This is a genomic window from Blautia sp. HCP28S3_G10, from assembly GCF_052065235.1.
Lineage (GTDB): Bacteria > Bacillota > Clostridia > Lachnospirales > Lachnospiraceae > Blautia_A.
The window spans coordinates 32,241-47,976 of sequence record NZ_JBQHUL010000018.1; the positions used below are offsets into that span (position 1 = coordinate 32,241).

A 15,736-nucleotide genomic window follows, 5' to 3' on the forward strand; every position below is an offset into this window, starting at 1 on the left:
CCGGCCTGATTTATTTCATTGCATCAACCATCGCAAGGACAGCTTTACCCATGATCTCGGATTTTTCATCTGCATCTTCCAGAGAAGTTCCCTTGACACCATAATAGAATTTAACTTTTGGTTCTGTTCCGGACGGACGGACACATACCCATGCATCATCTGTCAGTTCATAGTAGAGAACGTTGGAATTCGGAAGACCTGTTGGTTTTACTTCACCTGTTGCAAGGTCTTTAATTGTATCTGCCTTGTAATCTCTTACTGCTGTTACCGCATGTCCTGCAAACTCTTTCGGAGGATTTTCGCGCAGAGAATTCATGATTTCCTGGATTTTCTGCAGTCCTTCGATACCCTTCATTGTAACAGACTGGATTGCGTCCTTGTAGTAACCGAACTGCTCATACATTTCGATCATTGCATCCCATAATGTCTTGCCCTGAGTCTTATAATATGCAGCTGCCTCACAGAGTGCCATAGTTGCCACGATAGCATCCTTGTCTCTTGCATATGTACCGATCAGGCAACCATAACTTTCTTCAAATCCGAAAAGATAGGATCCCTTTCCGCTTTTTTCAAATCCGAGGATCTGCTGTCCGATAAATTTAAATCCTGTAAGAACTTCGATAAGTTTTACGCCGTAGCCCTTTGCGATTGCATCTGCAAGATTTGTTGTAACGATTGTCTTGATCAGTGCACCATCTTCCGGAAGGCTTCCGTTTACGGCTTTTTTCTGGCTGATCTCATAGTTTGCAAGAAGGCAGCCTGACATATTTCCTGTGAGATCATGATACTCACCGTTTTTGTCCTTTACACGAACTCCAAGGCGGTCTGCATCAGGGTCTGTTGCCAGTACAAGGTCTGCATCTACTTCTTTTGCAAGTTTTAGACCGAGTTCAAAGGCTTCTGCAGCTTCAGGGTTCGGATAACTAACTGTCGGGAAGTCTCCATCAGGAAGTTCCTGTTCCTTGACAACATATACATTCTCAAATCCAAGTTCTTTAAGGATTCTTCTTGCAGGAATATTACCGGTTCCATGAAGCGGTGAATATACGATCTTGAGATTCTTTCCTTCTGCTTTGATGGCATCCATATGGAGTACCTGTTTCTTCAGTTCTGCGATATAAGCATCATCTACTTCTTTACCGATCACCTGGAAAAGACCTGCTTTTTCTGCTTCAGCCTTGTCCATGGTCTTCACAGTATTCCAGTCGGAGATTGCTTTAACCTCTCCCATAATACCTGTATCATGAGGTGGTGTGATCTGTGCACCGTCTTCCCAGTAAACTTTGTATCCGTTGTATTCCGGCGGGTTATGGCTCGCTGTCACATTGATACCTGCCGCACAGCCGAGATGACGTACTGCAAAGGAAAGTTCAGGTGTCGGTCTCAGAGATTCAAAGATATATGCCTTGATGCCGTTTGCTGCCAGGCAGAGAGCTGCTTCCTGTGCAAATTCAGGAGACATATGACGGGAATCATAGGCAATTGCAACACCCTGTGATTTCTTGTCAACTTTTGCGATATAATTTGCCAGTCCCTGGGTTGCTCTTCTGACAACATAAATGTTCATCCGGTTTGTACCTGCTCCGATAATACCACGAAGACCTGCTGTACCAAATTCCAGATCCATATAAAAACGTTCTTTGATTTCATTTTCATCTGATGCAATGTTCTTTAATTCTTCTTTGGTAGCTTCATCAAAGTATGGGTTTGCGAGCCACTGCTCATAAACATCTTTGTAATCCATACTGAAATACCTCCCTGTACATTAATTTTCCGGTGCGGATCCACACCGATTATGATTGTTTATTATACACCTTTTATGTTCAAAAATAAAGAGGCTTTATCAGAACGGGTATCTTTCAAAGCACTTCTCTGCAAAATTATCCCAGAGTTTTTTCTGGCTGATCAGATTTCTTAGTTTTTCCGTATTTTTTGATGAGATCCAGACTTTACTGTGAGTATAATAATAGTCCGCAAGCTTCCAGAATTTGTCAGGATACATAAAACGAATTCTCAGATATTCCCATTCTTCTCTGGATATTTTCTTTTTTGCATGATAGGCCCTGAGCATTTCTTCTCCAAGCACACAGTCCCAGTTATGCTTTTCAAGAATTTTTCTCATGAAATGATAAAGATCCCCTGCCTGGATGTCCAGATTCCATCTGTTGAAATTAGTCACTGCCATATCATCTTTGAAAATAACCACATTATGGTGATTATATTCACCATGACAGACTGTATATTTTTCAACGGCTTCTTTTCGAAGTTCTTTAAATGCAGAGCTTTTAAGCATCTCAAGAGCTGTCTCTGCGCTTTTCAGATAATCTTCCACTCTGTTCAGATAAATTGTCTCGAATTCACAGGACGGATGTTTCTTACGGATAAATTTTTGGATTTTACGCATTTCCTGCGTATGGCGTATATATGCTTTTTCAAGTTCCGACCCCTGATATCCACATTCTTTTTCCAGCGTCATAGCCTGATGGATTTCCGCAAGTTTGCCGGCACTTCTCAGTACATCTTCCTCTGAGCGGGCATCACATTCTCTTCCGTCAAACCATTTCTGTATTGTATATGGAATATTGTCTCTATCCTTTGTTACCAGTTCTCCTTCTCTGTTTCTCAGGAAAACATCTACTTTGTGCCCTTTTTCCGCAAGTTTTTCCAGAAGTTCCTGCTGATATTCCAGTTTTTTCTCTGAGCCTTTAAACTCTTTTATTATCACGCCTCCTTTTTCCGTCCTGCATACAAGTCCACCTCTTGTGCGTCCGTAAGTATCTGCTGTCAATCCATACTGTTCCAGCGTACTGAGTCCGTAATCATACAAATAAAAATCCCCCTCTGCATTTTGTACCTTCTATCTTATGTCCGATTCCGGTAATAAATGCAGAGGAGGATCTCCTGTATTTTTATTTTATTAATTTCATCAATCTTTCTTTTGTATTGTCTTCCGGAACTTCAAGCACATGTTCCAGCATTTCTCCCAGAATTCTGCCCATTTCAGGTCCCGGCCTGATTCCTGCATCAATCAGGTCTTTTCCTGATACGGCAAGAGTTTTCATAGAAACACACTGTTTCTGTTCCAGTATCCTGTTGTAACATTCTGTCACACCTTCCAGCCTGGCAGTTTTTTCTTCTCTTCTGTAATCACTCTGTGCAAGCATATCTGCTTTCTGTACTTCCAGATACAAAGGAAAAAGTTCCTCTCCGATCCGGTTGACTGCTTTTCTCACCGAACGCATTTCCGGCATCGGACGATCGTCATGATACTTTATCAGTCTGGACACTTTGCTTATGGTGTCATTATCAAATTTCAGACGACGAAGAATATTTTTGGCCATTTTCTCGCCCTCCGGTGCGTGCATTTTGAAATGATCCCGCCCATTTTCGTCAGTTTTTCTCATCACTGGTTTCGCAATATCATGCAAAAGCATGGTGATACGCAAAACTTTGTCCGGACGTACCAGCACAAGACTGTGAAGAATATGTTCTCCTACAGTATAGCAATGGTGCGGTGTATTCTGCTCCGTTTCCATACAGGTGTCAAATTCTGGCAGAAACTCTTTTGTGATTCCTGTCTCATAAGCGATTCTGAAATAATCAGGATGCGGAGAAACAAGAAGTTTTACCATCTCTGTCTGGATTCGTTCAGCACTTACATTCTTCAGATTCGGTGCCAGCGCTGTAATTCCCTGTCTGGTCTTTTCATCGATCACAAATCCCAGCTGTGCGGAAAAACGTACAGCCCTCAGGATTCTCAGTGCATCTTCCTGAAACCGCTCCATAGGATCGCCTACACAGCGTATGACTTTATGCCGCATATCCTCCATACCGTGAAAAAGATCCACAAGACCTCTCTCCGGGTGATATGCCATGGCATTAATGGTAAAATCCCTTCGTTTAAGATCTTCTTCCAGACTTGAAGTAAATGTCACCTGTTTCGGGTGACGGCCGTCTTCATAGTCTCCGTCTACACGGTAAGTCGTAACTTCGTACCCTTCTCTGTCCATAAGGACTGTCACGGTTCCATGCTGTAATCCGGTGTCTACCGTACGTGTAAACAGTTTCTTTACCTGTTCCGGAGATGCCGATGTAGTGATATCCCAGTCATCCGGCGTACGTCCGAGAATAGAATCACGGACGCATCCGCCAACTACATATGCCTCATAGCCATTTTCCTCTAAAGTTTGAAGTATTTTTTCCGCATTGGAAGGAATCGTCAGACTCATATTAATATGCTCTTCCCCAGTAAACCATCTTTTTCGCCGGTTTTCCACAACATACGCAGACATCACTTAAATGTTCCTGTTCAAACGGCATACATCTGGAAGTTGCCTGTACATCTTCTTTGATCTTGTCTTCGCATGCCTGATCTCCACACCACATAGCTTTGACAAATCCAGGTTTGTTATTGATGGTATCTTTGAACTCTTCGTAATTGGTTGCTACATAAGTATGGGCATCACGATGTGCGCGTGCACGCTCCAGCATTTCTTTCTGCATTGTATCCAGAACTTCCTGAACTTTTTCGGCCAGTTCTTCAAATTTAACTACGTATTTTTCTCTTGTATCACGACGGCAGATAACAGCCTGACCGTTTTCGATATCTTTCGGACCGCATTCAATACGAACCGGAATTCCACGCATTTCCTGTTCTGCAAATTTATATCCCGGACTTCTGTCTGTATCATCAACTTTCACACGGATATCTGCAGCTTTAAGAGTTTCAAAAAGCTCATCTGCTTTTTCAAGGACGCCTTCTTTTCTCTGCTGAATTGGAATAATAACGGCCTGTACAGGTGCAATTCTCGGTGGAAGGACAAGACCGCTGTTGTCACCATGAACCATGATCAGTGCACCGATCATACGTGTGGTCATTCCCCAGGAAGTCTGATGTACATATTTCAGAGTATTGTCTTTATCTGTATACTGGATTCCGAATGCTTTTGCAAATCCGTCACCAAAGTTATGGCTTGTACCGGACTGAAGTGCTTTTCCGTCATGCATCAGGGATTCGATTGTATAAGTAGCTACTGCGCCGGCAAATTTTTCTTTTTCTGTTTTCTGTCCTTTGACCACAGGGATTGCCAGAACTTCTTCACAGAAATCAGCATACAGGTTCAGCATCTGGATTGTTCTTGCTTCTGCTTCTTCTGCTGTAGCATGAGCAGTATGTCCTTCCTGCCACAAAAACTCTCTGGAACGGAGGAACGGACGGGTTGTTTTTTCCCAGCGAACCACAGAACACCACTGATTGTATACTTTCGGAAGATCTCTGTGAGACTGGATATCTTTCTGATAAAAATCGCAGAAAAGAGTCTCAGATGTAGGACGTACACAGAGACGTTCCTGAAGTTCATTCAGTCCGCCATGTGTTACCCATGCAACTTCCGGTGCAAAACCTTCTACATGATCTTTTTCTTTCTGAAGAAGGGATTCCGGAATAAACATTGGCATATATACGTTCTGTACACCGGTTTCTTTGAATCTGCGGTCAAGTTCTTTCTGGATGTTTTCCCAGATTGCATAACCTGCCGGTTTGATTGCCATACAGCCTTTTACACTGGTATATCCGCAGAGTTCTGCTTTTTTAACAACGTCTGTATACCACTGTGCAAAATCTTCATCCATGGATGTAATCGCTTCTACTAATTTCTTTGCCATTTTCTTTCTCCTTTTTACAATTTATTCACCCGGGTGAAAACTTCATAGTATATTTATCGGAACATTACGGAGTAATATCCGACAAAATTAAAAAAGGTCCTCAGATCCCGGAAAGGGACCGAAGGACTTCGGCGGTACCACCCTAGTTAGCACTATTAATTACAATGCTCTCTCTGACTCCTTTAACGCAGGATAACACGCCATACTTCATTTGCATGGAGCTCCGAGGCCGGTTCCATGATTCCCGCACAAGACCCTCTCACCATATGGATCTCTCTCTGAGATTGTTCCTCATGTACTATTCTCTTCATCGCCGTAAACATATCCACTGCCATTCCTGGCAACATATCAATACTTATATTATGCGAAATAATCACCTGTGTCAAGGGTGTAAATTTCAAAACCTTTGTTATTCTGTAACCTGAAATGCACTTTCTTTTATCTGTTTTTTCTCAAACTGACCGTTATACTGAAGAATACTGTACTCGTTCATCAATTTCTGATATTTCTCTGGCAGATTTTCCATAGAATACCAGTTTCCATTCTTATCTTCTACTGCGTCAACTCCGATCACCGGAAGTTCATCTTTCAGATTCAGAAGAAATTGATGATACTGTGGAAGTTCCACTCCCGCCTGTTCCATAACATAACTTCCAAGATAATTGGAACTGATATCTTCTTCCACCGTATCTGACGGATAGTTTGTCCAGATTACATAAGGAGTTGTATACAGAATCTGGCTTTCAACCAGGTCAAGATTCTGTTTGTCTTTCCCGAGGAGCTGTGAATAAAAAGAATCTTCAAGAGTCGGCCAGTGATCTCCGAACATAACGATCATTGTGGGCTCTTTTACTTTTTCAAAATATTCCAGAAGTCCCTGGAATGCAGAATCTGATTCACGTGCAAGAGAAAGATATGTCTCTGCCATAGGATATTCTGTATCGTAATTCAGTTTTACAGTCGGTTCATATCCTGCCCTTGTATCAATGCCGAATCCGCCGTGATTCTGCATTGTCACACAGAATGTGAACAGTTTCTGGTCCGCATCTTTTTCTTCATACAGACTGATGATCTTATCATAAGTTGATTTATCTGACTCAAACAGGCGGATTTTGTCACGGTAAAGATCGCCCCAGTTTTCTTTTGAAATAAACTGGTCAAATCCCATACTTGGATATACTTTTGCGCGGTTCCAGTTATCTGCCCTGTTCGGATGCATAGCTATTGTCTCATATCCCTGAGCTTTCAGGATATCTGCAATTCCATATTCAGGATCACGAACATAAAGCTGATATGGAACGCTTCCTGCCGGAAGAAATGCCATACTGTTTCCTGTAAGTGCTTCATATTCTGAACGTGCGGTACCTCCGCCAAATGTATGGACATGAATCTGTCCGTGTTTTACATTCTGGTTCAGACCTCTGATAAATGGAAGGATCTCACTGCCTGTCTTTATTTCTCCGACATTTTCAAAATCAGCCAGACTTTCATTCATGATCATAATGATATTTGTCGGCTGTACTGTACTCGTGTCAGTCTTTTCTTTCTGTTCATACTCTTCTTCTGCCTGCTCTGTAATCTCATCAACAGCTTCTGTTGAATAATTTTCCGGCTTCTCCACACTGAAATATTTTCCCTCGCCTGCCAGCATGTAAAGGTAACCTTTTTTTGCATATTCTTTGTTGATATTCCAGAGAAGAACATTTTCAGATTTCCACCACACCGGAACGGCAAATGCCAGAACAGCTGCAATAACAGCAATCCCTGCCCAGCGTGCTATGAGATTTTTCCTGCTCTTCTTTCCCAGCTCCAGTCTCTGAAATTTCAGTTGTATATCTGCAAAAGTCATGACACCGAGGATAACCATTCCCATATAAACCGGAACCTGAAATTTGTATCCTCCCACAACATCTGCTGCCGTCCCCATTCCAAGAATATCCAGAAGCATGAACGGCTGGCCGCGGAACTGTGTCACATAAAAGTTTATTAGTGCAAGGATCACTATGATATAGCTGTACAGAAAACAGGCGATATTTATCTTTCTGATCATAATGATCATTATCAGAAGCACAATTCCGTAAAACATTAAGTTCTTGATTATATATGCAGGTTCAAACCACAACACACGTTCCAGAAGACCTGCCAGAGATGCTGTTGCCGGTGTTTTATGAAGCCCGAAGCTTACGATCATCTGTACTGCCAGAAGCAGAACACCCGGTGTGAGAATGAGCAGGAGCCATTCCATAACTCTGAATATACGTGTCTTCGCAATAAGTCTGCAGATTTTTTCTCCGAAAATAAGACTTGCAAGAAAAATAAGATTACATATAAACAGTAGGAGCATCTTCATCCTGCCGATTTCCTCAAACACTGCTGACGGTTTTTCCGCGGACCGAACCACAAGAAAATCAATCCCCAGAAGTATTATTATACCAATAGCCAGCCCGGACATCCTGAGGATTTTTCCGGGCCGGTTTATTTCTTTATCCTGTTTTTCCAAAACTACCTCTCTTTCAGACTTTCAGTCTAATTTCTCTTCCTGTTCTTTTATATTTATAATAACGAACACCAGCTGCATCCAACATGCGCTTGGAGGCAATCACAGATGGTGTATGTTCGTATTTGTCACTGTCATATACAACAGTTTTTATTCCGGACTGTATGATCGCTTTTGCACATTCATTACATGGGAAAAGCGAAACATATAATTTTGCTCCCTCCAGACTTCCTCCCCTGTAATTCAGAATGGCATTCAGTTCACTGTGCGTCACATACAGATACTTTGTATCCAGTGGGTTGCCTTCACGTACCCATGGAAATTCATCATCTGAACATCCGATGGGAAATCCATTATACCCCATAGACAGAATTTTGTTATCCTGACTTACAATACATGCCCCCACCTGAGAATTCGGATCTTTGGAGCGCATTCCGGAAAGCATGGCAACTCCCATAAAATATTCATCCCATGAAATATAGTCACTTCTTTTCTGATTATGTGTTTCCATCAGAATTCCCCTCTCTTTTGTTAATGGCAGCCTGTTTCCCGGGCTGCCATTGAATGATCAAATGTAATTTACAGATCAGATTTCCGGCTTTGCATCTGCAATGTCAGTATCTTCTTCGATCTGTTTGATTCTTCTGATATGTCGTTCTTCCTCCGAAAACGGTGTATTCAGGAAAGTATCTACAATTTTCAGTGCAAGTCCGGGACCTACTACTCTTGCTCCCATTGCCAGAATATTGGCATTATTATGAAGACGTGTTGCTTCGGCACTGAAGCAGTCTGAACAAAGTGCTGCGCGGATTCCCTGGAATTTGTTTGCAGTGATAGATACTCCGATACCGGTTCCACAGATCAGAATACCTATTTCACAGTCACCATTCTGAACAGCAATTGCAACTCTTTTTGCATAAATTGGATAATCCGTAGATTCTGTGCTGTCACATCCGAAATCCTGATATTCCAGATTGTGTTCTTCAAGATATTTGATAACCTCCTGTTTCAGTTCATAACCGCCATGGTCACATCCTAATGCTATCATTTTGATTCCTCCTGTGTTTTCATGCTTTATGCTTTTATGATTTTATGCCCCGCCGCCTTAAGAAGACGGTTCATAATAGCCTGCCCCATTCTTGGAGTATAAAATGCCTCCGAATAAATCACATTTACATCATCGCTGTCAAAATCTCTCAGTACTTCATACAGATGATGTGCAATCGTCTCTTCTTCCTCTCTGCTTCCGATACTGCGCACATCGCCGCCCACATACAGACTCTCTGTTTCATCAGTAGCAATGATTCCTACTTTTTCGCCTTTTGCCTCGGCTTCCTCAGTCAGACGGTTAATCATTGCGATCACATCTTCTTCCGATCCCTCGACAATTGACAGATCTGCTCTTGGTGCATAATGTCTGTATTTCATTCCAGGTGCCTTCGGTCTGACTTTGCTGTCAGTGATCAGAAGGCCTTTATCCATTCTGACTTCACCAAGTGTTTCCTGAAGCATTTCCAGTGAAATATATCCAGGTCTTAAAACTACCGGGATTTCCTCCGTAAAATCTACAATTGTAGATTCCAGACCGATTCCTACCTGACCCCCGTCTATGATCATATCTATTGCATCGCCCAAATCCTCTTCTACATGTTCTGACATTGTCGGACTAGGACGTCCCGAAGTATTGGCACTGGGAGCCGCCACAAAGCCTCCTCCTGCCCGGATCAATTCCTGTGCGATCCTGTCGCTCGGAAAACGGACCGCCACGCTCTCAAGTCCTCCGGTAGTTTCTTTCGGTACAATATCTGCTTTGTTAAGTATCATGGTCAGAGGACCCGGCCAGTATTTTTCGGCCAAAATTCTCGCTTTTTCAGGTACACCGGATGTAATCTCATCCAGTTTGTCAATATCTGCGATATGAACGATCAGCGGATTGTCTGACGGTCTTCCCTTGGCTGCATATATCTTTCGTGAAGCCTCCGGGTCGAGTGCATTCCCGCCAAGGCCATATACGGTTTCAGTAGGAAAAGCCACAAGGCCTCCTGACTTCAAAATATCTCCTGCTTTTCTGATGGCTTCCATATCCAGATGCTCTGCATCCATAGCCACAACTTCAGCTCTCATTTTCTCTGCTTCCTCTCATACTGTCTCTTTTTTACTGCCGGATATAGATTCCCTGGGATTCTATGAAATCATCCAGTTCCTGAATATTATCCTGTGCCCAGGTCTCAGACATTTCAAATGTACGCGGGAAAAACATTTCTTCTGCAATATGCCGGCCGGTTTCTGTTCTGAATATCTTGTCCACACTCTTTTTTACAGTCTCAGCAGACATATTATCCTCGAAATAATTCACAAGAAAATCAGCTTCCACAAGAATCTGATAATCGATTCCCTTTATATCTGTATATGTGTGATGATGTCCCACAAGATAAGAAACTCTCTCAATCACATCAGGATCAAATCCCAGCTGTTTCATCATCTTTTCGGCTTCAGCCGGTCCTTCCTGTTCCTGTAACATTCCGTTCTGTTTTCCGTATTTTTCCATGGAAATTCGTATGCCGATATCATGAACATAAGCTGCGGCTTCCAGAATATAAAGTGTTTTCTCATCAATATGTTCTTCTTCCCCGATCAGCTTTGCAAAACTGTGTACTTTTACAAAGTGCTGAATTCTGGCAGGATCGCCTCTGTAAAACTCAACCATTTTTTTATAAAGATTGTTTAATCTGCTCATGACATGCCCTCCTGACCATTCTTAGAAATGCTTATATAGTTCACAGTAACATGAGACATTTCTGTTTCTTCGTTATTATAGTGTATTTCTTACGATTATACAACTGTTGTATCACCGGAAGAACTTTTTTTCTTTTTTAAGGAAGGTTCAATACTGATCAGTCCAAAATGGCTGAACAGTGGGCAGATATATGAAACTCCTCTGATATCACCGAGTGCCTTCGGCCTGCTGATCAGTACTGCTTTTCCATTTCCCTGCTTCTGTCTCATTTTCAGCACATTCTGAAATGCCAGACGTACAGAACTCTATGCAAGGCTTTTGCTGTTTTCACGCCTGTCCACCCAGAGTTCTTTTGTCAGTTCTCCGTTCCTTCCTCTTTTCAACGTGTAACTGAACGGAAGTCCTGAAACAGTCTCAAAAGGATACCCCTGAAAAGCCACGATACAGTTCCATAATTTTTTTTCATCCGGCTCCTTATTCAATTCGTTTATTTTTTTCTGATATTCATCCATCATTTTATCTTTACAATACAAGTATCATAATCAGGATCCTGGAATACAACTTCGCCAAGGGATTTCAAAAGATTACTGTTCAGGTTTTCTCCATATTTTTCCCTTTCACAGGAACCAATAAAGACATAAGAAACATCATATTCTTCCAGCAGTTTCTGTACTTCTGCCTGATCTGTGGAAGTATATATGTTCTCAACTTCCTGTGATTTGGCATTAAGATCTGCCACATCGTTTCTCCAGAGCCATTCATGTACATACCAGCCCAGTATTGTCGGAAGTCCTGTCATGGCAGATACTCTTTCATAATTTGTATAACTGTCGCCATTTGCCTCAAGAACTACAGGAGAGTCTTTGATATTATCTTTCAGCCATTGGATTCCCTTCACATCTTCAATAAAATCTGTTTCCAGAAAAGCTGTTGCATTCAGTCCCTTATACTCTGACGGATTCCAGACTTTTCCAAACCAGGCATCAACACTGTTACCAAAATAGCCACAGGTCCACACAAACAGCGCAAGTCCGATCACCGCTGCCACTTTCAGTATTTTCTTTCTGCAGACCACAAGCAGTCGAAAGATCACATATATCATAGTCATTCCAAACATGATGTACGCCTGATATGTAAGCTTGAACATTGTATTTGCACGCGCATTCCCATTTTCATAGATATCACGTACATAAACGAGTTCCGGGATAGCCACAAGACCAATGGCACAGAGTCCCATGATCACTGAAAAAAGATCCGGCAGATCAACGGAAATAAATAATCTGTAAAGAGACCTGTTCTCTGAAACCTTAAGTTTCTCCACAAGAAGGGCAACCACATAAATTACGGTAAGTATCGCCGGAAGCCCCCAAAGAACAAGAAGCTGATGAGGAAGGGAATGATGCTGAGCAATCCCCACACCCTGTACCATTGTCTCAAACTGCAGAGTAAACGGCATTATAATGACAGTGGCAATTGCAAGTACTTCCACTGCCTGTGCAGCTGTTACAAGAATCACCCACTTCGCGCGGCCTTCCAGACAGATAATATTCATGAACAGTACCACACCGCCTGTAACAACAAAATAAATGATAAAATCCCAGTAGTTTGTCCAGTGAAACATTCCAAGCAGTGCTGCGAACGCAATAATCTGTGGGTGAAGAAGCTGTTTTTTCCAGAATGTATGTTTCTCACTGATTTCCGATAAATATTTTCTGTTTCTCATGCGTTTCATAAAGGAATACAGAAGTCCAAGCAGAAGCAGCACAAACATAATATTTACCACATGTGCATGCAGATCGCCCAGCACAAAAGAATAGCAGGGAAACTCGTGAATTGTTTTGTCTGCATCATTTACAGGGTTAAAACCTATATATCTTGTAGCATCTGGAAACCAGTAACTGTCCACTTCCTGACCTTTAAGTTTCTGAATAAACGGAATAATCTGCGCATAAATAACATAATGCATGTTTCCTGCAACAGAAACCGAAATTCCTGCCAGTATGCCGCTGATCTCAGGAAGAACTTTTTTCCATCCTTTTCTCTGTTTTTTCAGTCTGTCAACAACCATCTGACGCACAAGTGAACACGGCAGACTGAAAGCAAGTCCTGCCACAAATGTACGCATCAGATTATAAGTCATTTCTACTTTTGTGCCGGACAGTTTCGTGAGAAATACTGCAAAATACTGACCGCCATAATAATAGTTGATTTTTCCCTCCGAATACCAGAGGTCTGTTGCAGGAAGAGTTTTACTCCTCATCATTGCTTCCATGAAACCATAATCCATAAATTTCTCAGTTCCATATGCTGCTGGATGAAAACCGGCAAAATAAGTCCACATAAGGAAAAACGCAAAAAACAGAAGTTCTTCCATATAAATAAGATTAATTTTGTTCAGAGGAAGACTTTCAAATCCATTCTTACGTTCACTTTCATGAAAAATAACTGCAAGTATTACGCATACAACAGTGACTCCGACGCATGATACAGTTGTAAATGGCAAAAACTTAACTGATACAAGAAACCACGTAATAAACCCGGTTACTGCTACAGCAAGAACTTTGGAAAACATCCATCCTTTGTCTTCAAATCCCCGAAACAGTCTTCCTGTTACCGGCATTGCAAAAAATCCAAGCACTGCTGCCAGAAGATACCATGTCCAGAATGTCCATACATCTCCTTTCAGCAGATAGGCAGACAACAGCACCAGTGCTATTGCCGGAACTGTTTTCATAATATAATTTCTAGCTTTATCTGGTTTCATAAATTCTGATTCCCCCGTCTTCTGACTGATATACCATCGGATACGTATCTGCTATCGTTTCTTCCCTGCACGTCAGTCCTTCATATTCCATTCCATCCTGATATAAAATATACGTAATTTTTTCCTGCTTTACAAGCTGTTTTATCTCGTCCGCATCTGTTATTGTATAAATGATTTTTGCCTTATCAGCCCGGCTGTATGTATCATATCCGGCAGACCACGCATAATAAGGCCAGCCCATATACATCATCACCCCTGACATTGTAACTTCATTAACGCTGTACTCCGGTGTAAGTATCAGATCATCATGGGTCAGATTATCTGCCAGCCACCGTGTCAGTGCACTGTCCATATTTACAGTAACTCTGTGTCCCGGATCATTATCCTTCAATATGACTACAAAATCATAAATACCTGTAACAGTCAGACAGAATGCAAGAACCACTGCCAGAACTTTTCCGACAATTATTCTGTGAAATAATCTGACAACTGCCCATGCCCAGAAGACAGTCATAAATGCATAGGATATCATCAGATACTTGTGGTTTACTGTAATATCCGGTGTCATGGATATGGTAAATGCAAAAATCACCGGAATAAAGAAGCTGAAAAGTGCAATTCTCTGTGTTCTCTTTCTGAGCACGATCAGGAGAATAATAATTCCCAGGAAAAAGATGCCGCTCATCTGGAGCAGGTACCACACCACACCTTTCATGCTCTTATCTTCTGAGAGAAATCCCCAGTAAAAAGTAGTTTCAACAGCACTTCCCCAGATAAAAATTTTCGCCTGCAGAACAGAGAACAAAACAGCAGTAAACGCAGTCACTGCATAGTCAGCCTTTCCATCTGAAAAAACAGCAAACCCAAACAGGATAAGAAGTCCCCCGATAACAGCCGCACCATTCCAGAAAGTTGCAAGTCCCAGTATCATACCTGCCATCAGCGCACTTTCAAGATTACGGCTTTTCCATGCTTCCACAGTAAAAATCCGGTTCTTCAGCCAGTGGAGACCTTTTTCCGGATGATCAGCACCTGCTTCCATCCAGTCCAGATAAAACCATACAACGAGAGCGACAAGAAGAAGGACATACCCCAGGTGTCTCTGATTCAGATATACATTAAAATTCCAGAGTCCCCAGTCTTCACTGGTCGTATATCCAATAAAAGAAGTATTGTCTTTCAGAGTCTGTAAAAGATCTCCTGTCTGAATATGCTCCCATGCAAATCTGAAAAATGTAAATGCGCTTCTGAAAAAGAAAAATATAACACTCAGCATTCCGGCTCCCATACTTCCCGTCAGTCTGCGTGCGATATTATATAAGATCATCAGAAAACCGGCCAGTCCGAGAACGCTTGCAATATTATACGCAATGTCCATGCGGAGTCCCAGATATTCCAGATTACCTACAAAGAACTGAAACATAAAATGGTATTTTACATCCTGTCCTCCAAAGTGAGGATATTCTGTAGGGAAGTTATTTCCCATGGAAAATGACCGCATCATTGCTGTATGCGGTGCATAATCCCCATATACCGTATATCCCATATATAATATGTCTTTATGTATATAAAATACATAAAACATGATCCATATAAGAAACGCTGTCAGAATGGAGGCAAAGATCATCTCTTTTTTCAGAAGTTTACTGTCACTGACCAGTTTTCCCTCATTTTTTCCAAATATCTTTCCTGTTTTCCTATAGCGTTTCCAGTACAGCATTATAAGCAGTACCATGGAAAATCCCATTATAATGAGGTTTCCCAGAAAAAGCGGATTCTGTCCACCTGCTGCGCTGAATGCCCAGGATACCATATACGTTCCCCAGCCAAGTACCAGCACTCCCACACCAAAAGCCCCCGCAGATATGATCCAGATGCGATTACAGCCACATCCGGAATCTGTCGGAGGCAGAAAAATCATGATCAGCTCTCTGCCGATCAAAATACACAATATAAGATATATAATTCCTAACATAATGTACTCCTGCATATCTTCAGTTTTTCACCTTCAGTATACCAAAAGGAACCGCTGCTGGCAAAGTATATCTCGGAAATTCACAGTATTTCCATATTT

Annotated in this window: 13 protein-coding genes and 1 other annotated feature; all 13 genes read right to left on the reverse strand. The window is 41.9% G+C overall.

What is annotated here, in order from left to right; genetic code table 11:
- Positions 1-10: 10 nt before the first annotated feature.
- The 13 genes from ACTNB8_RS08975 to ACTNB8_RS09035 all read right to left on the reverse strand — a co-directional run bounded on the left by ACTNB8_RS08975 (position 11) and on the right by ACTNB8_RS09035 (position 15,637).
- Positions 11-1,744 carry a phospho-sugar mutase gene (locus ACTNB8_RS08975; RefSeq protein WP_441053977.1) on the reverse strand — a complete coding sequence of 578 codons (1,734 nt, stop codon included), beginning with the start codon at positions 1,742-1,744 and terminating at the stop codon, positions 11-13.
- Positions 1,745-1,843: 99 nt separating this feature from the next.
- On the reverse strand, positions 1,844-2,827 hold the full coding sequence (locus tag ACTNB8_RS08980; RefSeq protein WP_441053978.1) for a CotS family spore coat protein: 984 nt from the start codon (positions 2,825-2,827) through the stop codon (positions 1,844-1,846).
- Between the two features lie 82 nt (positions 2,828-2,909).
- Positions 2,910-4,229: a CCA tRNA nucleotidyltransferase gene (locus tag ACTNB8_RS08985; protein ID WP_441053980.1), complete on the reverse strand. Its 1,320-nt coding sequence runs from the start codon at positions 4,227-4,229 to the stop codon at positions 2,910-2,912.
- Between the two features lies 1 nt (position 4,230).
- Positions 4,231-5,664 (reverse strand): proline--tRNA ligase, encoded by a 1,434-nt coding sequence (proS, locus tag ACTNB8_RS08990; RefSeq protein ID WP_441053982.1) that lies wholly within the window; start codon positions 5,662-5,664, stop codon positions 4,231-4,233.
- 110 nt (positions 5,665-5,774) lie between these two features.
- Positions 5,775-5,984, reverse strand: a binding site (T-box leader).
- 89 nt (positions 5,985-6,073) lie between these two features.
- Positions 6,074-8,164, reverse strand: coding sequence for an LTA synthase family protein (locus ACTNB8_RS08995; protein WP_441053984.1), 2,091 nt, complete (start codon positions 8,162-8,164; stop codon positions 6,074-6,076).
- Positions 8,165-8,177: 13 nt separating this feature from the next.
- Positions 8,178-8,672, reverse strand: a complete 495-nt coding sequence (locus ACTNB8_RS09000; RefSeq protein ID WP_441053986.1) for a deoxycytidylate deaminase — start codon at positions 8,670-8,672, stop codon at positions 8,178-8,180.
- Positions 8,673-8,747: 75 nt separating this feature from the next.
- Entirely contained in the window at positions 8,748-9,209 is a 462-nt protein-coding gene (gene rpiB / locus ACTNB8_RS09005) for a ribose 5-phosphate isomerase B (protein WP_441053988.1), read from the reverse strand.
- A 26-nt stretch (positions 9,210-9,235) separates the two neighbouring features.
- Positions 9,236-10,285, reverse strand: a complete 1,050-nt coding sequence (locus ACTNB8_RS09010; RefSeq protein WP_441053990.1) for an L-threonylcarbamoyladenylate synthase — start codon at positions 10,283-10,285, stop codon at positions 9,236-9,238.
- Positions 10,286-10,316: 31 nt separating this feature from the next.
- Positions 10,317-10,898, reverse strand: coding sequence for an HD domain-containing protein (locus ACTNB8_RS09015; RefSeq protein ID WP_441053992.1), 582 nt, complete (start codon positions 10,896-10,898; stop codon positions 10,317-10,319).
- Positions 10,899-10,993: 95 nt separating this feature from the next.
- Positions 10,994-11,167 carry a hypothetical protein gene (locus tag ACTNB8_RS09020; RefSeq protein WP_441053994.1) on the reverse strand — a complete coding sequence of 58 codons (174 nt, stop codon included), beginning with the start codon at positions 11,165-11,167 and terminating at the stop codon, positions 10,994-10,996.
- Positions 11,168-11,203: 36 nt separating this feature from the next.
- Positions 11,204-11,413 carry a hypothetical protein gene (locus tag ACTNB8_RS09025; protein WP_441053996.1) on the reverse strand — a complete coding sequence of 70 codons (210 nt, stop codon included), beginning with the start codon at positions 11,411-11,413 and terminating at the stop codon, positions 11,204-11,206.
- Positions 11,410-13,662, reverse strand: coding sequence for a DUF2298 domain-containing protein (locus ACTNB8_RS09030; protein WP_441053998.1), 2,253 nt, complete (start codon positions 13,660-13,662; stop codon positions 11,410-11,412). Before ACTNB8_RS09030 ends, ACTNB8_RS09025 begins: the two co-directional genes overlap by 4 nt.
- Positions 13,649-15,637 carry a hypothetical protein gene (locus ACTNB8_RS09035; protein ID WP_441054000.1) on the reverse strand — a complete coding sequence of 663 codons (1,989 nt, stop codon included), beginning with the start codon at positions 15,635-15,637 and terminating at the stop codon, positions 13,649-13,651. The genes ACTNB8_RS09030 and ACTNB8_RS09035 overlap by 14 nt, the downstream gene beginning before the upstream one ends.
- Positions 15,638-15,736: the final 99 nt, after the last annotated feature.